The sequence below is a fragment of the Sphaerotilus uruguayifluvii genome (assembly GCF_013294065.1).
In the GTDB taxonomy this organism is placed as follows: domain Bacteria; phylum Pseudomonadota; class Gammaproteobacteria; order Burkholderiales; family Burkholderiaceae_C; genus Sphaerotilus; species Sphaerotilus uruguayifluvii.
The window spans coordinates 222602-243643 of the sequence record NZ_JABSNM010000005.1 but is presented as its reverse complement, the minus strand read 5'-3'; the positions used below and the strand labels follow the sequence as shown (position 1 = coordinate 243643).

Below are 21042 nucleotides of genomic sequence, written 5' to 3'. Positions count from 1 at the left end.
GGACGGATCAGAACTGGAAGTAGGCGAAGGACTGCGGCTGGCCGCCCAGGAACAGGCACAGGTAGGCCATGACCGCGTAGCCGGCCACCCGCAGCGGCGCGCCCGCGCCGCGGCCGCTCCAGAGCTGGCGGGTGAAGTACAGGTCGCCGGTGCGCCACTGCACCCACTGCACCAGCAGCAGCGGCGCGACCAGCTTCATCACCTCGCCCAGCGGCGCCCAGTCGAAGCCGCCCTGCGGCACCAGCAGCAGATGCGTCATCGCGCCGATCTGCTCCAGCGAGGTGGCGCGGAACAGCAGCCAGCCGTAGCAGGTCATCAGGAACATCGCCGCGATGCGGATCGTCAGCCACACGCCCGGCAGCGCCTCGAAGCGGCGGCCGATGCGCTCGAGCGCCGGCTGCGCCAGGCGGTGCAGCACCAGGATCAGGCCGTGGTAGAAGCCCCAGAGCACGAAGTTCCACGCCGCGCCGTGCCACAGGCCGCCCAGCAGCATCGTGATCATCAGGTTGCGGCAGGTCATCCAGCGCGAGCCGCGGTTGCCGCCCAGCGGCTTGTACAGGTAGTCGGCCAGCCAGCTCGACAGGCTGATGTGCCAGCGCCGCCAGAAGTCCGACGGGTTGGTCGCGAAGTACGGCAGGCGGAAGTTCAGCGCGAACTCGAAGCCCATCAGCCGCGCCACGCCGCGCGCGATGTCGGTGTAGCCCGAGAAGTCGCAGTAGATCTGGAAGGTGAAGGCCAGCACGCCGGTCGCCACCGTCGCGGTGTCGGGCGTGACGCCGGTGCGGAAGGCCGCGTCGACCCAGGGCGTCAGGTTGTCGGCGATGTAGACCTTCTTGAAGTAGCCCCACAGCATCAGGTGCAGGCCCTCGATCACCACGTCGCGCTGCATCGTGCGCGGGCGGATCACCTGCGGCAGCAGCGTCGAGGCGCGCTGGATCGGACCGGCCACCAGATGCGGGAAATACAGCACCGCCAGGAAGAAGTCCCAGAACGAGTCGCAGGGATGCAGCTCGCCGCGGTAGACGTCGATGGTGTAGGACATCGCCTGGAAGGTGTAGAACGAGATCGCCACCGGCAGCACGATCTCCATCACCGGCAGCGACCAGTCCAGCCCGAGCAGCCGGCCGGCGTCGACCGCCGACTGGGCGAAGAAGTTGGCGTACTTGAAGAAGGCCAGCAGACCCAGGTTCAGCGCGATGCTCAGCTGCATCCAGCGCCTGCGCACCGCCTGGGGCTCGCCGCGGCGCACCGACTCGGCCAGCTTCAGCGAGATCTGGTAGTCGACCCCGGTGGTGAACAGCAGCGGCAGCAGGAAGCGCCAGTCCCAGCTCGCGTAGAACACGCAGCTGGCGATGACGAGGAAGACATTCTGTCCGCGGTGCGGCAGCGCGTGGTAGACCACGAGCACCAGCGGCAGGAACAGCAGGATGAACTCTGCCGAGTTGAAGAGCATGTGACGGATCCCCCCTGGACGATGGCGGAGATCCGCGGGATCCGGTGGCGGCAAGCCACCGTGCCCGTCTTCACTGCATGCGGCGCCCTGCCGGGCGCCGATCCCCGCCGAATTGCAACAAGTGCAAAAACTATGCAAACAGCATAGTCAGATCAGGACGGGAAAGAACCCCCTCATCAGGGGATAGGCGCCACGAGGGCGCCACCGATTTCACGCCCCGGAGGCTGCGGCGGGCGCCACAGGCGCCGACTCGGGGCCCGAGGCCCCGGTACCGGAGACGCAGCGGAAAGGCGCGGGCTGCCGCACCGGCGTGTCGCTGACCCAGATCTCGGCGCGGCGCTCCAGCGACGCGGCCGGACTGGCGGCAGCCCCGGCCGCCGCGAGGCGCCCGACGCCACGCACGACCGCCACCGGCACGCCGGCGTCGCGCAGCACCTGCGCGACCTGCGTCGCCCGGCGCTCCGACAGCGCGCGGTTGGCGCAGAAGCTGCCCGGATCGTTGGCCAGCGCGACGACGATGACCGAGCCGCCCGGAGGCACCTGTCCGCCCGACAGGGCCCGGCCGAGCCGCGCGACCTCGGCGCGTGCCGCCTCGTCCAGCGCATCCTCGCCAGATCCGAAGTCGATGCGACCGGTCAGCAGACGAGCCGGCCGGGTCAGCGCGGCGTAGTCGCGCGGCATCTTCACCGCAGCGCCGATCTCGACCGGCTCGATGCGCTCGGACTCCACCAGCAGCGGCGCCGCCGGCACACGCACCTGCGCGGCCAGGCGCGACTGCGCCGTCGGCCCCGCCAGGTACTGCGCCAGACGCTGCAGCCGGCTGTCGGCACCCTCGGGCAGGCGAATGACCAGGCGATGGGTCAGCGGATAACGCTCGGCCGCCAGCGTCTCCGGCGTCGGCAGCCAGGTCGACCCGGTGGCATCCGCCACCGCCAGCACCCGCGCGGAGCCGACCGCGGACAGCGGCACCAGCCCGATCGCGGCCGGATCGGCCAGCACCGCGGCGACCAGGGCCGCCGCATCGGCGTGGCGTGCCACCCCTTCAGGCAGCGCCGCGCCGTCGAGCAGCTGGCGCGCGACCAGAGCCTGCAGCGAGGCCTCGGCCGGCAGGTGCATCGATTCGGGCCCGCGCCCCTTGCGACCGCCCAGCCGCTGGCGCAGCTGCGCCAGCGTGATCGACTGCAGCGGGCTCTCCGGATGCACCACCACGGCCAGCGCGTCCAGGCCGAGCGTGACATCGCCGGTCGCGACATCGCCGCCCAGCAGCGAGACGCGGCGCAGGCCGGCGGCCTCGGGGCCGGCCTCGGCCGCCGCGAGACGCAGCTCCAGCCGCGCACCGGAAGGCTGGCGCACGAGCAAGGGGCCCGCGCCAGCGCCCGAGGCCTCGGCGGAAGGACGCAGCACCTCGCCCAGGCCCTCGGCCTTCACGAAGCCCTCGACCAGCGCGGCCGCCTGCGGCAGGCCGATCAGGCCGGCGCCGGACAGCGTCAGCACCGCCGGCTGGCCGGCGCCCGGCGGATGGGACTCGAGCGTGGCGGCGGCCTGAGTCACGGCCGGCGTGACCGGTGCCGGGGCCGCGGGCACGACGGCCTCGGCGGTGACCGCGCCGGGGCCGGGCGCCGGCGGCACCGTCCGGCTCTCGTGGCCGCGCCACATCAGCAGCCCGGCCAGCGCGGCAAGCGCGACTCCGCTCGCCGGCACGATCCAGCGCGCAGCCCCGGCCGGCGAGGCGCTGACGGCCGCATCGATCGGCAGCAGCGCGGCGCCGCATTCCGGGCAGCGGTCCTCAGGCCCGGACATCGGCAGCGGCGTGCGCGCGGCCGCCTTGCTGCAGGCCGCGGGAAGATTGGTGCAGACAGCCCGGCTCATCGGGTCCCCTCCTGACGGATCAGCTTCATGGCCTCTCGGGCGGCCTCGTTCCATTGCCGGCTGATGGTGTCCCACTGCGCCGGCGGCGACTGCCGGCGCAGCGTCTCGATGCGCTCGCGCATCGTGTCGCGCAGCCGCGCGAGCGCACCGGCATCGGCGTGATGGCCGGACTGCAGCGCGGCGCAGACCTCGTCGAACAGGTCGTGCAGCACCCGCTCGCGGGCCTGGTCGACCGCCTCGAGCGGATCGCGGCCCAGGCGGACGCGGTCCAGCTCGAAGCCGTCCTCGTCGAGGCGCACATGCACCAGCACCGGCGTGCCGGTCAGCGGCTCGGGCTCGTGGCGCAGCAGGCCCAGCGCCTCGGCCAGCAGCACCACGGTGCGCGCCCGCGCCTGCTGCGCCTGCACGTCGACCGCCAGCAGCTCGGGCAGATCGGCCGTCGCGTCGAGCTGCAGCCACAGCGCCGCGCGCCCGGCCTGCAGCCGGTGCGCCTCGTGCAGGCGGTGCAGCGCCTGCACCGGTCGCAGCGCCTGCAGCGGCAGGCCGCGCACCAGGCGCAGCAGCACCATCGCGCCCTCGCCCTCGGCGCGGTGCTGCAGCACCAGCGTGCCGCCGTCGGGGCGGCGCAGCAGCTGAGCCAGGTCGGGCATGCGCAGCGACGGCGCGGCCCGGGTGAGCACTTCGCCCTCGTCCGCCTCGCCCGCCTCGGCGCCGTCGCCGGCCACCGGCGCGGACTCGGCCGGCGACGGCGCCGCCGGCACGCGCAGGCACTCCAGCACAGGCACCCGCGGCAGGTCGTCGGCCGACCAGACCATCGAGACCGCGGCCTGCGCCCGCAGCGCGGCCTGCTCGCGCGCAAGCCGCTCGGGCTCGGCATGCAGGCCCATCATCCACGCATCCCAGGCCGCCGAGACCACCGGCTGCAGCGACGCGGGCTGCAGCCGCTGCGCGCACGCGGCGAGCAGCGCGTCGCAGGTCGCCGCCTCGCCCAGGCGCTGCGCGAAGATGCGGAAGCTGGCCTGCTCGCCCAGCCGCCCGAACAGGCCGGCGCGCAGCACCCGCAGGTGCTCGCGCTGCATCGTCTCGCGGGTGATGAGCTGGTTGCGCCAGTGCGCGAGCTGCTCGCGCGTCTCGAGCCGCGAGGCGCCCGCCTCGTGGCGGACCGGCGGCAGCGCGGCCGCGGCGGCGGCATCGGTCTCCTCGACCAGCGCGGCCAGCGCCATCTCGCCGCCGTCGACCATGCCCTGCAGCGTCGTCAGCTGAGCCTCGATCTCGGCGATCAGGCGCAGCGTCAGCGTGACGGCAGCCGAGCGGGTGCGCGCCAGCACGTACTCGCGCAGCGGCTCGATCAGCGCCTCGAGGTCGACCGGCGCGGCCTGGCCGCGCAGCCGCGCGAGCATGCCCGGACGCACCGCGGCGGCCTGCTCGGCGCTCTCGATCTGCTGCCACAGCAGCGCGGCCTGCGTCTCGAGCACATGCTGCTCCTGGCGCAGCGGCTCGATGCGGTCGGACAGGTCGGCCAGCACCGCGGCGAGCAGCTGGCCGCACTCGTGCAGCGAGCGCCGGCCGTCGCGCCAGTCGTCCCACAGCGCCGATTCGACGCGCTGGCGCACGACCACCGCACGGCGCCGCAGCGCATGGTCGGGCAGGTCGAAGGCCGCCTCGACGCCCTGGCCGCGGAAGCGCTCCTCCAGGCCCTGCTCGAACAGGCGGCGCAGCTCGGGGGCGCGCCGCGCCGGCGCGACCAGCCCGATCAGCTCGCGGTAGTGCAGCTCGAGCGCACGCCACTCCGCCTCGATCGGCGCACCCGGCGGGGTCTCGCCGTCGATCTCCGGCAGCGGTGCGGCCAGCTGCAGATGCGCATCGGACAGGCCCCAGGCGGCGAGCAGCTCGGCCATCGGCTCGGCAGGCACCGGCCGCGGATGCGTCACGAAGCCCAGGCCCGGGCGCCAGTGGTTGTAGCGCAGCTGCGCCAGCAGGCGCAGCATCAGCTCGTGGCACAGGTGGGTGCGCAGCTCGACGCGGTCGGCGCCGCGCTCGGCCAGGCCGAAGGCGACGAACTCGCCGGGACGCACCCCGCCGGCGCCGGCGCGCGGCGGCACGACCCATTCCGGCTCGCCGCTGACGCGATGGAAGATCCAGTCGGCCAGCTGGCGCTCGCGGCTGGCGGCGTCGAGCGGCTGCAGGCCGCGCTCGTCGGTCTGGCCCGACAGCAGGCACAGCTCGAACAGGCCCTCGCGCGCGGCCGCCTGCAGCTCGCGCAGCACCGCGTAGGCCTGCACCTCGGCCAGCGGCGCGGGCCGGCCGCCGGCGGTGTCGGCCTCGGGCAGCAGCGCATGCAGGTGCACGCTGCAGCGCGGCGCCGGCGGATGGCGGCGCAGCAGCGTCAGCAGGTCCATCAGCAGGCCGGCGCCGGTGGCGCCGCCGAGCTGCGCCACCAGATGGATGGTCAGCGACGGATGGGCGTGGCGCGCCTGCAGCGACTGCGCCACCGCGTCGAGCGCGATGCGCACCCGGCCCTGGCCCTGCGCCAGCAGCAGCCGGCCCAGGCGGCGGGAGGGCCAGCCGGGCAGCCGCGCCGCGACCTGCGACAGCGGCGCATCGAAGGCGCCCAGATCGGTCAGCCTTGCCTCCCAGTCGGCCGCGTCGGCGGCGATGCAGTCGCGCAGGTCGGTGCGCGCGCGCAGCAGCGTGTGCAGCGCCTCCGCGTCGGCGTCGAGCAGCAGCCGCTGGGCGGGCGGCGGCGCCAGCGTGCCTCCCAGCAGGCGCCAGCCGGGCGCCTCGTCGCGCAGTTCCCTCGCATCGGTGTCGATCAGCAGCGGCTCGAGCACCGCCTTGCGGCCGGCCGTGTCCGGCCGGCATGCCAGCCGCCGGCCCAGGGCCTGCCATACCCGGACACCGGCCCCCCCGAGCCCGAGATACAGATGATTCATGTCAGCGTCGTATCCAGCAATGTCGTCACGCCGGAAGCGGCAACGCTGCCGCCCGGCCGGTCGATATGGTCCCGGCAAACCGCCGGCCCCCCACCGCCGGATCGCCCCGTCTGCCCCCGGAAATGCGGGGTAATCCGCTGGCATTTTGCGTTATTTCCACTTCCAGTCCGGCACCTGAAGTTGCAGAGATCACGACATCTGACACGAGTTGCAACAGCTGCTGCCTACAATCCCGCGATGAATGCCCCGAAGAACTTCGTCCATCTGCGCTCCCACACCGAGTTTTCCGTGGTCGACGGCACGCTGCGGATCGACGACGCGGTCGATGCGGCCGCCCAGGACGGCCAGGTCGCGATGGCCATCACCGACCTCTCCAACCTGTTCGGCGGCATCAAGTTCTACAACGCCGCGCGCAAGAAGGGCGTGCAGCCGATCATCGGCGTCGACGTCTGGCTCGAGCCCGACGGCCCGGCGGTGGCCGGCGAGGTGCGTCCGGCCACCCGGCTGCTGCTGCTGGTGCAGGACCGCCAGGGCTATCTGAACCTGTCGGAGATCCTGTCGCGCGCGTGGATCACCAACGTGCAGCGCGGCAACCAGGCCTGGGTGAAGTGGGCGTGGCTGGAGGAGCTGGGCGGCGGGCTGATCGCGCTCTCCGGCGGCCTGATGGGCGCGGTCGGCCAGGCGCTGGCAGTGGGCGACACGGCGCGCGCCCGCGACGTCGCGCAGCGGCTGGCGGCGGTCTTCCCCGGCCGCTTCTACCTCGAGCTGCAGCGCGCGCAGCTGGCCGGCCACGAGGCCAGCGTGCGCGCCACCGTGCCGCTGGCGGCGAAGCTGGGCCTGCCGGTCGTCGCCACGCACCCGATCCAGTTCCTGGAGCCCGACGACTTCGACGCGCACGAGGCGCGCGTCTGCGTGGCCGACGGCGACACGCTGGCCAACCCCAAGCGCGTGCGCCGCTTCAGCCGCGACCAGCATTTCAAGACGCAGGCCGAGATGGCCGCGCTCTTCGCCGACATCCCGAGCGCGATCGACAACACCGTCGAGATCGCCCGACGCTGCAGCCTCACGCTGGTGCTGGGCAAGCCGCAGCTGCCCAACTTCCCCACGCCGCTGCTGGCCGACGGCACGTCGATGCCGATGGCCGACTACTTCCGCCAGCTCTCCGTCGAGGGCCTGGAGGATCGCCTGAAGCTGCTCTTCCCCGACCCGGCCAGGCGCGACGCCGAGCGCCCGCGCTACGTCGAGCGGCTGGAGTTCGAGCTGACGACCATCCTCAAGATGGGCTTCCCCGGCTACTTCCTGATCGTGTCGGACTTCATCCGCTGGGCCAAGGCCAACGGCTGCCCGGTGGGCCCGGGCCGGGGCTCGGGCGCGGGCTCGCTGGTGGCCTACGTGCTGTCGATCACCGACCTGGACCCGCTGCAGTACAACCTGCTGTTCGAGCGCTTCCTGAACCCGGAGCGGGTCTCGATGCCCGACTTCGACATCGACTTCTGCCAGGGCAACCGCGACCGCGTCATCGACTACGTCAAGGACCGCTACGGCCGCCCGGCCGTCAGCCAGATCGCCACCTTCGGCACGATGGCGGCCAAGGCGGCGCTGCGCGACATCGGCCGCGTGCTGGGCATGGGCTACGGCCATGTGGATTCCATCGCCAAGCTGATCCCGGCGCCGCCGGGCAAGACGGTGACGCTGGCGCCGCTGCCGGCCAACTTCGACCCGGCCAAGTCCAAGCTGATCTACGCCCGCCACGAGGCGCCGGAGATCGAGGAGCGCGAGAAGAACGACGAGGAAGTGGCCGAGCTGCTGAAGCTGGCCACCCGCGTCGAGGGCATGGTGCGCAACATCGGCATGCACGCCGGCGGCGTGCTGATCGCGCCGGGCAAGATCACCGACTTCTGCCCGCAGTACCAGCAGCCCGGCAGCGACTCGGCGGTCAGCCAGTACGACAAGGACGACGTCGAGGCCATCGGCCTGGTGAAGTTCGACTTCCTGGGTCTGGCCACGCTGACCATCCTGGAGCTGGCCAAGGAGTTCATCGTCGCGCGCCATGCGCACCGCAAGGACTTCGCCTTCGAGACCATTCCGCTCGACGACGCACGGGTCTACAAGCTCTTCTCCGACGGCCTGACCGAGGCGGTGTTCCAGTTCGAATCGGGCGGCATGCAGCGCATGCTGCGCGACGCCAAGCCGAGCCGGCTGGAAGACCTGATCGCGCTCAACGCCCTGTACCGCCCGGGCCCGATGGACCTGATCCCCAGCTTCGTCGCGCGCAAGCACGGCCGCGAGGTGGTCGAGTACCCGCACCCGCTGGTGGAGCCGGTGCTGGCCGAGACCTACGGCATCATGGTCTACCAGGAGCAGGTGATGCAGACCGCCCAGGTGCTGGGCGGCTACAGCCTCGGCGGCGCCGACATGCTGCGCCGCGCGATGGGCAAGAAGAAGCCCGAGGAGATGGCGCAGCACCGCCTGCTGTTCCGCGAGGGCGCCGCGAAGAAGGGCATCGACCAGGACAAGGCCGACGAGGTCTTCGACCTGATGGAGAAGTTCGCCGGCTACGGCTTCAACAAGTCGCACGCCGCCGCCTATTCGCTCCTGGCCTATCACACCGGCTGGATCAAGGTCCATCACACCGCCGAGTTCTACGCGGCGAACATGACCATCGAGCTCGACGACACCGACAAGCTCAAGATCCTGCGCGACGACGCCACCAAGCACTTCGGCATCGCCTTCGAGGCGCCGGACGTCAACGTCGGCGTCTACCGCTTCGAGCCGGCGCCGGGCAAGGCCGGCGACAAGCTCATCCGCTACGGCCTGGGCGCCATCAAGGGCACCGGCCAGGGCGCGATCGAGGCCATCCTGCGCGCGCGCGCCGAGGGCGGCCCCTTCCGCTCGATCTTCGACTTCGCGCACCGCGTCGACAGGAAGAGCATCAACAAGCGCGTCGTCGAGGCGCTGATCAAGGCCGGCGCCTTCGACAGGCTGCATCCGCTCGGCCTGGACGGGCGCGCGCAGCTGCTGGCCAGCGTGACGCTGGCCTTCGAGTACGCCGACAACCAGGCCGCGCACGCCGACCAGGGCGGCCTGTTCGACTTCGGCGACGAGGCGGACGCGCACGGCAGCTCGACCCGCGAGCCCGACTACCCGGCCGTCGAGCCCTGGGACGTGAAGACGCGCCTGTCGCACGAGAAGGTCGCCATCGGCTACTACCTCTCGGGCCATCTGTTCGACCAGAGCGGCCCGGAGGTGCGCCAGTTCGTGCGCCGCGAGATCGCCGACCTGCAGGACAGCCGCGAGCCGCAGACGGTGGCGGGCATCGTCGCCGACCTGCGCGTCGTCAACGGCCAGCGCGGCCGCGCGGCGATCTTCAAGCTCGACGACAGGAGCGGCGCGATCGAAGCGGTGGTGGCCGAGGAGCTGCTCAACGCCAACGCCGAGCGGCTCAAGGACGACGAGCTGCTGATCCTGACCGGCAAGGTCCAGCCCGACCGCTTCAGCGGCGGCCTGCGCTTCAACGTGCAGCAGATCTCGGACCTGGCCGAGGCGCGCTGCCGCCATGCGCGCTTCCTGCGCGTGGTGGTCGGGCGCACGCTGCCGTCGCTCGACGCGGTGCTGGCCGCGCATCCACCGAAGCAGGAAGACACCGACTACGGCGAGACGCTGACGCGCGGCGTGCCGGTGCGCCTGCGCATCGTGCGCGAGCAGGCGGTGGGCGACATCGACCTGGGCGAGCGCTCGCGCTTCTGGCCCAGCGACGAGGCGCTGGCGCAGTGGGCGGCGCAGTGCGGCGCGCAGGCCCAGCTCGTCTACACCGAGGACAGCGCCGGCTGAACTGAAGGGCCGGCGAAGCGCCCGTGCGGCCGGGGCGTCGGATATTCACGCTCGCCCCGCATCTTCGGGAGATCGATCCGGAAAATCGGTCTCGGCGTCAGAGATTCACGCTGCTAACCTTCATCCCAGGTTGACGAGTCCCTGCATGCCGGCCTACTCAACCGGCATGATCGTCAGACCTGATGACTGATGAGCGCATGAAGAGCCCGGTCGCCCCGAGCGGGACCGGCAAGGACGCCTCCGCAAGGAGGCGTCTTTTTTTCTGCCCTCGTTCAGCCCCGCGGCCGGTGCGCGTGCCAGTCCAGCGCCCCCTGTCCCGCCGCGCGCCCGCTGGCCAGGCAGGCCGTCAGCAGATAGCCGCCGGTCGGGGCCTCCCAGTCGATCATCTCGCCGGCGCAGAACACGCCCGGCAGCGCCGCGAGCATCTGCCGCGCGTCCATCGCCTCGAAGCGCACGCCGCCGGCGCTGCTGATCGCCTCGTCGATCGGGCGCGCGGCGATCAGGCGCAGCGGCAGCGCCTTGATGCGCGCGGCCAGCGCCGCCGGATCGGCGCACAGCGCGGTCCACTGCGCCGCATCCAGCCCCTCGCGCAGCAGCGCCGCGCGCACGCCGTGGATGCCGGCCTGCTCCTTCAGGTGGTTGATCATCGAACGCGCGCCGCGGCCCCTGGCCAGCGCGGCGGCCAGCGTCGCCTCGTCCTTGGCCGGCAGCAGATCGAGCGCGATGTCGGCGTGGCCGCAGGCGGCGATCTCGTCGCGCAGCAGCGCGCTGGCGGCGTAGACGAGATTGCCCTCCAGCCCGCCGGCGCCCAGCACCGCCTCGCCCAGGCGGTCGAAGACCTGGCCGGTGCGGTCGGTGAACTTCAGGCGCACGTTCTTCAGCGGCGTGCCGGCATGGCGCTCGCGCAGGAAGTCGCTCCAGGCGATGTCGAAGCCGCAGTTGGCCGGCACCAGCGGCGCCACGTCGACGCCCTGCCCGGCCAGCCACGGCTGCCAGGCGCCGTCCGAGCCCAGCCGCGCCCAGCTCGCGCCGCCCAGCGCCAGCACGACCGCATCGTGCGTGCTCGCCCGCGGCCCCTGCGGCGTGTCGAAGCCCAGCGTCCAGCCGCCACCCGGCACCGCGTCGATCCGCCCGGTCCAGCGGTGGCGCGCATGCAGCACCAGCCCGGCCGCGCGCAGCCGGTACAGCCAGGCGCGCAGCAGCGGCGCGGCCTTCATGCCCTCGGGAAAGACCTTGCCGGAGCTGCCGACGAAGGTCGGAATGCCCTGCGCATGCACCCAGGCGCGCAGCGCCTCGGGGCCGAAGTCGTCCAGCCAGCGACCGACTTCGGCGGCGCGCTCGCGGTAGCGGCCTCGAAAGGCGGCCTCTGGCTCGGCATGGGTGATGTTGAGCCCGCCCTTGCCGGCGAGCAGGAACTTGCGCCCGACCGAGGGCATGGCGTCAAAAAGCTCGACCTGCGCGCCGGCGGCGAGCAGCACATCGGCGGCCATCAGGCCGGCGGGACCGCCGCCGACGACGGCGACTTTCAGGGAAAAAGCAGGAAAGGACATCCTGCACAGTCTAGTGCCAGGTCAAAGATAGGCTCGACACTCGGGAGCGACCTTGGCTTTCACGCGCTCGTTGATTTCGTCGGGATCCAGCGCGTTCGGCTTGAAGGTCGATGCCAGCTGCTTTCCAACGGCAGTGCATCCAGCCTTGACCACCTTACCGAGAGGTAGAACAGCACCACCAACCGCGCATGTCGCATGGATGCTGCTCGAGATCTGTTCATTGCGCTGTTTCGCATCGGCACGCCACTCCTGATCGACGCTCAGCCGAGCTGCATCGATCTTGGGCTGGCAGACCTCCCTCTGCGTCGCACAGCCTGTCAGCAGCACACTTCCTATCACTAGCCACAAGGATTTAGATTTTATTTTCATCCCTGAATCGTTTCACATTCAGAAATGAAGATACAAGCTTGAAAATAACTGGTTACGTGTCATCCCGCCAGCTCAGATCGCCATCAGCTGCCGCACCCCCTCGGCCTCCATGTCCTTGCCGCGGCCGCGCTGGATGATCTCGCCGCGCTCCATCACCAGGTACTGGTCGGCCAGCTCGGCGGCGAAGTCGTAGAACTGCTCGACCAGCACGATGGCCATGTCGCCGCGGTCGGCCAGCATGCGGATGACGCGGCCGATGTCCTTGATGATGCTGGGCTGGATGCCCTCGGTCGGCTCGTCGAGGATGAGCAGCTTCGGCCCCGGCGCCAGCGCGCGGGCGATGGCAAGCTGCTGCTGCTGGCCGCCCGAGAGGTCGCCGCCGCGACGGTGCATGAACTGCTTCAGGATCGGAAACAGCTCGAACAGCTCGGCGGGAATCGGCGTGCGCGCCGGCCGGCTCGCCAGGCCCATGCGCAGGTTCTCCTCGACCGTGAGGCGGCCGAAGATCTCGCGGCCCTGCGGCACATAGCCCATTCCCTTGCGCACCCGGTCGTAGGAGGTGTCCTTCGAGATGTCGGCGCCGTCGAGCGTGACGGCGCCGCTGCGGATCGGCACCACGCCCATCAGGCTCTTCAGCAGCGTGGTCTTGCCCACGCCGTTGCGGCCGAGCACGACCGTCACCTCGCCGAGCCGGGCCTCGAAATCCAGCCCGCGCAGGATGTGCGAGCCGCCGTAATACTGGTGCAGACCGGAAACCTTCAGCATCTCGTCTCTTTCCTTGCGTCGTCGAGGGTCTTCAGCGGCCGAGGTAGACCTCGACCACCTTCTCGTTGGCCTGCACCTCGCTGAGCCGGCCCTCGGCCAGCACGCTGCCCTCGTGCAGCACGGTGACGGTCTTGCGCCCCTCGGTGAGCTGGTCGACGAACTTCATGTCGTGCTCGACCACCACCAGCGAGTGCCGGCCCTCCAGGCTCAGGAAGAGCTCGGCGGTGCGCTCGGTCTCCTCGTCGGTCATGCCGGCCACCGGCTCGTCGAGCAGCAGCAGCTTGGGATCCTGCATCAGCAGCATGCCGATCTCCAGCCACTGCTTCTGGCCGTGGCTCAAGAGACCTGCGGTGCGCTGCGCCTCGCCCCTGAGGTGGATGAGCGTCAGGATCTCGCCGATGCGGTCGAGCTGCTCGCCCGAGAGGCGGTGGAAGAGGCTGGCGCGCGCCCGCCGGTCGGCGCGCAGCGCCAGCTCCAGGTTCTCGAACACGCTGAGCTGCTCGTAGACGGTGGGCTTCTGGAACTTGCGGCCGATGCCGATCTGCGCGATCTCGTTCTCGCGCAGGCGCAGCAGGTCGATGGTGGAGCCGAACGAGGCCTTGCCGGCATCCGGCCGCGTCTTGCCGGTGATGACGTCCATCATCGTCGTCTTGCCGGCGCCGTTCGGGCCGATGATGCAGCGCAGCTCGCCGACGTTGATCGCCAGGCTGAGCTTGTTCAGCGCCCGGAAGCCGTCGAAGCTGACGGTGATGTCGTCCAGGTAGAGCGCCACGCCCTGCGTGAAGTCGGGCTGGCCGGCGTGCAGCAGGCGGCCGAAGGACGCGTCGCCGCCGGAGGCACCGGCCTGCTGGGCGCGCGCCTCGTGGCGCTCGCGCACCTCGCGCATCGATTCCATCAGGTCGGGCGTCATGCGCGGGTCTCCTTCTTCTTGGACGAGAACTTGTCGAACAGGCCGACGATGCCCTGCGGCAGGAACAGCGTCACCGCGATGAACAGCGCGCCGAGGAAATACAGCCAGAACTCCGGGAAGACCTGGGTGAACCAGCTCTTGGCGCCGTTGACGAAGAAGGCGCCCAGGATCGGGCCGATCAGCGTCGCGCGCCCGCCCACCGCCGCCCAGATCGCGATCTCGATCGAGGCCGCGGCGCTCATCTCGCCGGGATTGATGATGCCGACCTGCGGCACGTAGAGCGCACCGGCCACCGCGCACATCACCGCCGACAGCGTCCAGATCGCCAGCTTGTAGGCCAGCGGGTCGTAGCCGGTGAACATCACGCGGCTCTCGGCGTCGCGGATCGCCTGCAGCACGCGGCCGAACTTGCTGTTGACGATCCAGCGCGCCATCAGATAGCAGCCGATCAGCGTCAGGCCGGTCAGCACGAACAGCGTCACCCGGGTCGACTGGTGCGCGATCGGAATGCCCAGGATGCGCTTGAAGTCGGTGAAGCCGTTGTTGCCGCCGAAGCCGGTCTCGTTGCGGAAGAACAGCAGCATCGCCGCGAAGGTCATCGCCTGCGTGATGATCGAGAAGTACACGCCCTTGATGCGGCTGCGGAAGGCGAAGAAGCCGAAGACCAGCGCCAGCAGCCCCGGCACCAGCACCACCATCGCCATCTGGAACAGGAAGCTGTCCGAGAAGGTCCAGGCCCAGGGCAGTTCCTTCCAGTCCAGGAAGACCATGAAGTCGGGCAGATCGCTCTTGTAGTTGCCGTCGCGGCCGATCTGGCGCATCAGGTACATGCCCATGCCGTAGCCGCCGAGCGCGAAGAACAGGCCGTGGCCGAGGCTCAGGATGCCGGTGTAGCCCCAGATCAGGTCCATCGCCAGCGCGCAGATGGCGTAGCACATGATCTTGCCGACCAGCGCGACGGCGTAGTCGCTCAGGTGCAGCGCGCTGCCGGCCGGCACCATCAGGTTCAGCACCGGCACCAGCACCGCCACGACCAGCACGGCGCCCATCACCGCGGACCAGCCGGCCGGGCCGAGCAGCAGGCCGCGACGCGGCGTCAGCCGGGAAGAGCTCATCGAGGAGGAAGACGTCATCGGAACGGCACTCATGCTTCGGCACTCCGGCCCTTCATGGCAAACAGGCCCTGCGGACGCTTCTGGATGAAGACCACGATGCACACCAGCACCATGATCTTGGCCAGCACCGCGCCGGCGAAGCCCTCGAGGAACTTGTTGAGCACGCCCAGGCCCAGCGCGGCGTAGACCGTGCCGGCAAGCTGGCCGACGCCGCCGGTGACCACCACCATGAAGGCGTCGACGATGTAGCCCTGGCCCAGGTCGGGCCCGACGTTGCCGACCTGGCTGAGCGCACAGCCCGCCAGCCCGGCGATGCCCGCGCCCAGGCTGAAGGCATAGGTGTCGATGCGCGCGGTCGGGATGCCCACGCAGGCGGCCATGCGGCGGTTCTGGGTGACACCGCGCACGAACAGGCCCAGGCGCGTCCTGTTGATCATCAGCGTCACGCCGCCCAGCACCAGGAAGGCGAAGGCGATGATGGCCAGCCGGTTGTAGGGCAGGATCAGGTTCGACAGCACCTGCACGCCGCCCGAGAGCCACGCCGGGTTCTCGACCGCGACGTTCTGCGCACCGAACAGGCTGCGCACGCCCTGCATCAGCACCAGCGAGATGCCCCAGGTGGCCAGCAGGGTTTCCAGCGGGCGGCCGTAGAGCCAGCGGATCACCGAGCGCTCCAGCGCCGCGCCCACCAGCGCCGACACCAGGAAGGACACCGGAATCGCCAGCACGATGTACCAGTCGAAGGCCCCGGGCAGGTACTGGCGGAACAGGTTCTGCACGACGAAGGTGGCGTAGGCGCCGATCATCATCAGCTCGCCGTGCGCCATGTTGATCACGCCCATCAGGCCATAGGTGATCGCCAGGCCGAGCGCCACCAGCAGCAGGATCGAGCCCAGGCTGGCGCCGGTGAACAGCACGCCCAGGCGCTCGCCCCAGGCCAGCTTGCCCTCGACCGCGGCGAGCGCCGTCATCAGCGCGCCGCGCACCGCCGGGTCCGTCTCGGCACCAGGCGCCAGGCGCTCCTGCAGCAGGCTCTTCACGGCCGGCTCACTGCTGGCGGACAGAGCCTGCGCCGCAGCCAAGCGCCTGGCGGCATCGGACGACGAGATCAGGATCGTCGCGCGCATCACTTCCAGCCGCGCCTTCAGCGCGGCATCGCTCTCGGCGGCCCAGGCCTTCTCGATCAGCGGCAGCTGCGCCTCGTCGAGCGCCTGCTTGCGCAGTTCCTCGACCGCCTCGGCGCGCACCTTCGCGTCGGGCGAGACCAGCTTGAGCGCGCCCAGCGCGGCTTCGAGCGCGCCACGCATGCGGTTGTTGTTGACGACATCCTCGGCCGCCTCCGGCAGCTTGACCGCCTGCGCGGTGCCGGCGACGACCACCTTGTCGCCCTGCATCTGGAACACCCGCCCGTCGAGCACCTTGACCTCGCCGTCGAGCAGCGCGCGCACGAAGCCGGGCAGCTGGGCGTCGCCCGCGGCGGCGGCCTGGTTGAGCGCCTCGATGCGCGCATCGGTCTCGCCGCTGGCGATCGCGGCGGCCTGCTCGGGCGTGAGCGCATGGGCGACGGGCAGGCAGCCGGCCAGCGCGAGGGTCAGGATTCGCAGGAATTTCACGGCAGGATCTCGTGTCGAGGCCCTCGGCACGGCAAGCCGCGACGAGGGCCGTCAGGAAGGCGACCGGCGCGGGCCGTTCAGGCCCGCCGCACGCTCACTTCTTCTCGGGCACGTTCTTCTTGCCCTTGTTCTCGGGGATGTAGTCGCTCCACGGATCGGCGACCACCGGGCCCGGGGTCTTCCAGACCACGTTGAACTGGCCGTCGGCCTTCACTTCGCCGATGAAGACCGGCTTGTGCAGGTGGTGGTTTTCCTTGTCCATCGTGCTGGTGAAGCCGCCCGGCGCCTTGAAGGTCTGGCCGGCCATCGCGGCGATGACCTTGTCGGTGTCGGTGGACTTGGCCTTCTCGACCGCCTGCGCCCACATGTGCATGCCGATGTAGGTGGCCTCCATCGGGTCGTTGGTCAGCGGCTTGTCCTTGTGGCCGGCGATGCCCTTGGCCTTGGCGTAGTCGCTCCACTGCTTGATGAACGCCGCGTTGGTCGGGTTCTTGATCGACATGAAGTAGTTCCACGCCGCCAGATGGCCGACCAGCGGCTTGGTGTCGACGCCGCGCAGCTCTTCCTCACCCACCGAGAAGGCCACCACCGGCACGTCGGTCGCCTTCAGGCCCTGGTTGCCCAGTTCCTTGTAGAAGGGCACGTTCGAGTCGCCGTTGATGGTCGAGACCACCGCCGTCTTCTTGCCTTCGCTGGAGAACTTCTTGATCTTGGCGATGATCGACTGGTAGTCGGAATGGCCGAAGGGGGTGTACTCCTCCATGATGTCCGACTCGGCCACGCCCTTCGACTTCAGGAAGGCGCGCAGGATCTTGTTCGTGGTGCGCGGGTAGACGTAGTCGGTGCCCAGCAGCACGAAGCGCTTGGCCGAGCCACCGTCCTTGCTCATCAGGTATTCCACCGCGGGAATGGCCTGCTGGTTCGGCGCGGCGCCCGTGTAGAACACGTTCTTCGACAGCTCTTCGCCCTCGTACTGCACCGGGTAGAACAGCAGCGAGTTCTTCTCTTCGAAGACCGGCAGCACCGACTTGCGCGACACCGAGGTCCAGCAGCCGAAGACGACGGCGACCTTGTCCTGGTCGATCAGCTGCTTGGCCTTCTCGGCGAACAGCGGCCAGTTCGAGGCCGGATCGACGACGACCGGCTCGAGCTTCTTGCCCAGCACGCCGCCCTTGGCGTTGATCTCGTCGATCGTCATCAGCGCGACGTCCTTCAGGACCGTCTCCGAGATGGCCATCGTGCCCGACAGGCTGTGCAGGATGCCGACCTTGATGGTGTCGGCGGCCTGGGCCAGCATCGGCAGCGTGGTCACGGCGACGCCCAGGGCGACGGCGCTGAGCTTGGCGGCAAAGGAGCGACGGGAAGCTTGCATGACAGGTTGACTCCGGGAAGAGGCTGTGAGGCTGACGGGTTGCGTTGACAGCGTTGGAATGGAGCCAGTGTCGAAGTCGCGGCCGATTCGTGAAATACGCCGGATGGCGTAGAGCGCGCATGCGCCCCAGCGGCGACACCCCTGCCGGTACATCCGCGATCGGCGACGAATATCGCACTTTTTCTGCATATTCATTTTCCGGTGGAAATCTTCACCACCGTCCTATGCAGCCGCCCTCCTAGGAAAGTCCTTACATTTCCATCAGAAGGGTGATTTACGCCACAAAGACCTCCCCGAACCGACCGAAAACCTTCCGATCTGGAAGAAATGCATCCACTGACCGGCTCAAGCACCGATAAGGCCGTCGACGAAGGCACGATGGCGAGCCGCCCGGAGCTTTCAGTGCCGTCAGGAGACTGGCTCCATGCCGTGCCCGCCTGTCCGAGAGCTTGAATTGAATATCCCAGCCGTACCGGGATTCGACGCCGAGCCGAACCCCCAGCAGCAGCCGCATTCCCAGGAAAAGCGTGCAGCCATCGCCCGGCCCCGCCTGCCGGACGGCATGGCGCTGCCCGCGCAGGCGCTGCGGCTGGCCGCCGGTCTGCGGCTGGCGATGGCGCTGATGTGCACGCTGCTGCTGCAGCCGGTCCTGTCGTGGAATGCGCCGCTGGCGAACGGGCTGCTGCCGGGCTATGTGCTGTGGGCCGCGCTGCTGCTCTGGCGCACGCGGACCGCGCCCGGCGGCGACACCTTGCGCCCGCTGCGCGAGGGCTGGATCGACATGCTCTGGATCCTGGTCATGCTGATGCAGCTGCGACCCAGCCAGCCGCTGCTGGCGCTGCTGATGGTGGTGCCGATGCTGCGGGTCATGCTGGAGTGCGGCCTGCTCCACGGCCTGCTGCTGGGCCTGAGCGCGACGCTGGGCATGCTGCTGGTGCCCGCCGCCGGGCCGGCAGGCGGTGATCTGGCGGCCCTGGGCATGGTGGCGCTGTGCACGGCTACGGCGGTCCTGTCGACCCCGCTGGTGCGGCTGCAGCGGCACCGGCTGCTCGAGCAGGACATGCAGCAGTCGATCGACCCGCGCCGCGGCATCGAGGCGACGCTGGAGCAGGCCGCGCGGCGGCTGCGCCTGCATGGCGGTGTGCCGCTGGTCGTGATCCTCGCGCCCTCGCCCGACGGCGACATCGCCTGGCTGTCCACCGAGGGCGAAGGCGACTTCCGCGCGACGGCCGCGGTCGCGCACGAGCTGCGCCAGCGGCTCGTGCCGGCCCCGGAAGGCCCGGTCTCCAGCGACCGCCGCGACGACGGGATCGGCACGCGGCCGGACCTCGAGGCGCTGCGGGCGCTGCTGCAGTGCCGGCATCTGGACGTGGTGCCGATGCGCGGCCACACGCCCGCGCATGTGCATGTGCTGATCGGCCGGGACCGGCCCGATGCCGCCGGCAGCACCCGGGCGCTGACGGCCGCGATCGCGCCGACGCTGCTGGAGCTGCTGGCGCGCGCCGAGCTGACCGACCGGCTCGAGCGGGAACTGGCGGCCCAGGAACGCAGCCGCATCGGCCGCGATCTGCACGACAGCGCGATCCAGCCCTATCTCGGGCTGAAGTTCGCGCTCGACGGCCTGGTGCGACGCGGCAGCACCGATGCCGGCCTGCAGGTCGACCTCGAGGCACTGTCGGATCTGGTCGGCAGCGAACTCGACACGCTGCGCGGCGTGGTCTCGACCCTGCGGGCCGGCGAGACCGGCGAGCAGGACCTGCTGCTGCCCGCGCTGCGCCGCCAGGCGCTGCGCCATGCCGAGCTGTTCGGGCTGGAGATCACGCTGGAATGCCCGCCCTCGCTGGCCCTGCCGCGCCCCCGGGCGGTCGCGCTGTTCCATCTGATCAGCGAGGTGGTCAACAACCTGCGCAAGCACAGCACTGCCCGCGCGGTCCACATCCGGCTCGTTCCCGGGCCGCAGGCCCTGGAGCTGACCCTCCGCGACGATGCCGGCACGCGCAGCGGCCGGCCGGCGCCCCCCTTCGACCCCGGCTCGATCCGGGAGCGTGTCCAGGACCTCGGCGGCTCGCTGCGCATCGAGACCGTGGGCATGGACACCGAAATGACGATCCTCGTTCCCACAGGAGACATGCATGCCCGCCACCACGCTGACTGAAGATCCCCTTGTGCAGCCGGCCGCGACCCGGGCGGCCGATGCGCCGATCCGGGTGCTGATCGCCGAGGATCACCGGGTCACGCTGTGGGGCCTCGAACGGCTGATCGAAGGCACCGCGCCGCGCATGCAGGTCATCGGCACGGCGACGACGCGCAAGGCGCTGCTGGAGCATCCCGCGCTGCCGTCGGCCGATCTGGTGCTGATGGACATGGACCTGGGCGGCGAGGACGCCTGCGAGACGCTGGGCGAGCTGCTGCAGCGCTGTCGCGGCCATGTGCTCGTGCTGACCGGCGAGGACAGCCCGGTGAAGCACCGCGAGGCGGTGCTGCACGGGGCCCGCGGCCTGGTGCACAAGTCGCAGGCGCCGGAGACGGTGCTGCTGGCGATCGAGAAGGTGCACCGCGGCGAGGTCTGGCTGGAGCGCGGCATGCTCGGCGAGGTGCTCGGGCAGCTGACCGGCCGGCCGCCGGTGGCGCCGCAGAGCCCCGAGCAGCACGCGATCGCGCAGCTGACGCCGCGCGAGCGCCAGGTGATCACCGCGATGACCCGCGGCGTCGGACGCAAGCAGATGGCGGTCGCCGACGAGCTCGGCATGAGCGAACACACGCTGCGCAACCACCTGACGACGATCTACAGCAAGCTGCATCTGCGCGGCCGGCTGGAGCTGCATGTGTTCGCGACGCGGAACGGACTGGACCGGGACGAGCCGGGCCCCGCGGGCCGAGGCTGAACGGCGACCGGGAGGAGACTCCCCCGCCGCCCAGGAGCAACCGGGGATTCATCGGCACGAAACGCCCCGGACGATCAGGAAGATTCCGCCCGTGACGCCAGGAACCCTCCCATGCTGACCCCTCCCCCACCGCCGCCCACGCCCGGCCGACGCCGCCTGCTCGACGAGGAGTCGGGCGTGACGGCCATCGAATACGCCCTGATGGGCGCCCTGGTGGCCGCCGCGACCGCAACCGCGCTGACGGCCTCCGGCCAGTCGGTGGCACAGCTCTACACGCGCGTGTCGGCACAGCTGCAGGCGGCCCTGGGCAACAGCCCGGCCCCGACACCCACGCCAGCGCCCGAGCCAGCGCCCGCTCCTGCCCCGGAACCGGTGCC

The 21042-nt window shown here is 70.6% G+C and carries 14 protein-coding genes; 4 read left to right on the top strand and 10 right to left on the bottom strand.

Features of this window, described 5'->3' with window-relative positions; all coding sequences use genetic code 11:
- Positions 1–7: 7 nt before the first annotated feature.
- From HNQ01_RS08025 to HNQ01_RS08015, 3 genes are all read right to left on the bottom strand, one after another.
- A complete protein-coding gene (locus HNQ01_RS08025; protein ID WP_173804840.1) occupies positions 8–1453 on the bottom strand; it encodes an MBOAT family O-acyltransferase in 1446 nt (481 codons plus the stop codon).
- A gap of 210 nt (positions 1454–1663) precedes the next feature.
- On the bottom strand, positions 1664–3322 hold the full coding sequence (locus HNQ01_RS08020; protein WP_173804839.1) for an OmpA family protein: 1659 nt from the start codon (positions 3320–3322) through the stop codon (positions 1664–1666).
- Positions 3319–6255, bottom strand: a complete 2937-nt coding sequence (locus HNQ01_RS08015; protein WP_173804838.1) for a tubulin-like doman-containing protein — start codon at positions 6253–6255, stop codon at positions 3319–3321. The genes HNQ01_RS08020 and HNQ01_RS08015 overlap by 4 nt, the downstream gene beginning before the upstream one ends.
- 237 nt (positions 6256–6492) lie before the next feature.
- Here HNQ01_RS08015 and dnaE point away from each other — a divergent pair, with 237 nt between their 5' ends.
- Positions 6493–10086 (top strand): DNA polymerase III subunit alpha, encoded by a 3594-nt coding sequence (gene dnaE, locus HNQ01_RS08010; RefSeq protein WP_173804837.1) that lies wholly within the window; start codon positions 6493–6495, stop codon positions 10084–10086.
- Positions 10087–10358: 272 nt separating this feature from the next.
- Here dnaE and HNQ01_RS08005 read toward each other — a convergent pair whose 3' ends face one another.
- From HNQ01_RS08005 to urtA, 7 genes are all read right to left on the bottom strand, one after another.
- Positions 10359–11636: a BaiN/RdsA family NAD(P)/FAD-dependent oxidoreductase gene (locus HNQ01_RS08005; RefSeq protein WP_173804836.1), complete on the bottom strand. Its 1278-nt coding sequence runs from the start codon at positions 11634–11636 to the stop codon at positions 10359–10361.
- 21 nt (positions 11637–11657) lie between these two features.
- On the bottom strand, positions 11658–12005 hold the full coding sequence (locus HNQ01_RS08000; protein WP_173804835.1) for a hypothetical protein: 348 nt from the start codon (positions 12003–12005) through the stop codon (positions 11658–11660).
- 72 nt (positions 12006–12077) lie between these two features.
- The gene (urtE, locus tag HNQ01_RS07995; RefSeq protein ID WP_173804834.1) at positions 12078–12770 is read right to left on the bottom strand and encodes an urea ABC transporter ATP-binding subunit UrtE; all 693 of its coding nucleotides are present in this window, start codon (positions 12768–12770) and stop codon (positions 12078–12080) included.
- Between the two features lie 31 nt (positions 12771–12801).
- Positions 12802–13680 carry an urea ABC transporter ATP-binding protein UrtD gene (urtD, locus tag HNQ01_RS07990; RefSeq protein WP_173804833.1) on the bottom strand — a complete coding sequence of 293 codons (879 nt, stop codon included), beginning with the start codon at positions 13678–13680 and terminating at the stop codon, positions 12802–12804.
- Complete coding sequence (gene urtC / locus HNQ01_RS07985; RefSeq protein ID WP_286180581.1) at positions 13677–14813, bottom strand: urea ABC transporter permease subunit UrtC; 1137 nt, start codon at positions 14811–14813, stop codon at positions 13677–13679. The genes urtD and urtC overlap by 4 nt, the downstream gene beginning before the upstream one ends.
- A gap of 11 nt (positions 14814–14824) precedes the next feature.
- Positions 14825–16408 (bottom strand): urea ABC transporter permease subunit UrtB, encoded by a 1584-nt coding sequence (gene urtB, locus HNQ01_RS07980; protein WP_173804831.1) that lies wholly within the window; start codon positions 16406–16408, stop codon positions 14825–14827.
- Positions 16409–16502: 94 nt separating this feature from the next.
- Entirely contained in the window at positions 16503–17780 is a 1278-nt protein-coding gene (gene urtA / locus HNQ01_RS07975) for an urea ABC transporter substrate-binding protein (RefSeq protein ID WP_173804830.1), read from the bottom strand.
- A gap of 454 nt (positions 17781–18234) precedes the next feature.
- On the opposite strand from urtA, the gene HNQ01_RS07970 reads away from it, so the two are divergent.
- From HNQ01_RS07970 to HNQ01_RS07960, 3 genes are all read left to right on the top strand, one after another.
- A complete protein-coding gene (locus HNQ01_RS07970) occupies positions 18235–19935 on the top strand; it encodes a sensor histidine kinase (protein WP_173804829.1) in 1701 nt (566 codons plus the stop codon).
- On the top strand, positions 19913–20665 hold the full coding sequence (locus tag HNQ01_RS07965) for a response regulator (protein WP_173804828.1): 753 nt from the start codon (positions 19913–19915) through the stop codon (positions 20663–20665). The genes HNQ01_RS07970 and HNQ01_RS07965 overlap by 23 nt, the downstream gene beginning before the upstream one ends.
- A 111-nt stretch (positions 20666–20776) precedes the next feature.
- Positions 20777–21042, top strand: a 266-nt coding sequence (locus HNQ01_RS07960; protein ID WP_173804827.1) for a Flp family type IVb pilin, incomplete at its 3' end; no start/stop codon positions are given.

What these genes read in the sequence shown, in the direction of transcription:
- dnaE (WP_173804837.1), top strand. Translation starts at nt 6,493, where the DNA reads ATGAATGCCCCGAAGAACTTCGTCCATCTGCGCTCCCACACCGAGTTT.
- urtC (WP_286180581.1), bottom strand. Translation starts at nt 14,813, where the DNA reads ATGACGTCTTCCTCCTCGATGAGCTCTTCCCGGCTGACGCCGCGTCGC.
- HNQ01_RS08015 (WP_173804838.1), bottom strand. Translation starts at nt 6,255, where the DNA reads ATGAATCATCTGTATCTCGGGCTCGGGGGGGCCGGTGTCCGGGTATGG.
- HNQ01_RS08025 (WP_173804840.1), bottom strand. Translation starts at nt 1,453, where the DNA reads ATGCTCTTCAACTCGGCAGAGTTCATCCTGCTGTTCCTGCCGCTGGTG.
- urtD (WP_173804833.1), bottom strand. Translation starts at nt 13,680, where the DNA reads ATGACGCCCGACCTGATGGAATCGATGCGCGAGGTGCGCGAGCGCCAC.
- urtE (WP_173804834.1), bottom strand. Translation starts at nt 12,770, where the DNA reads ATGCTGAAGGTTTCCGGTCTGCACCAGTATTACGGCGGCTCGCACATC.
- HNQ01_RS07965 (WP_173804828.1), top strand. Translation starts at nt 19,913, where the DNA reads ATGCCCGCCACCACGCTGACTGAAGATCCCCTTGTGCAGCCGGCCGCG.
- HNQ01_RS08000 (WP_173804835.1), bottom strand. Translation starts at nt 12,005, where the DNA reads ATGAAAATAAAATCTAAATCCTTGTGGCTAGTGATAGGAAGTGTGCTG.
- HNQ01_RS08020 (WP_173804839.1), bottom strand. Translation starts at nt 3,322, where the DNA reads ATGAGCCGGGCTGTCTGCACCAATCTTCCCGCGGCCTGCAGCAAGGCG.
- urtA (WP_173804830.1), bottom strand. Translation starts at nt 17,780, where the DNA reads ATGCAAGCTTCCCGTCGCTCCTTTGCCGCCAAGCTCAGCGCCGTCGCC.
- HNQ01_RS08005 (WP_173804836.1), bottom strand. Translation starts at nt 11,636, where the DNA reads ATGTCCTTTCCTGCTTTTTCCCTGAAAGTCGCCGTCGTCGGCGGCGGT.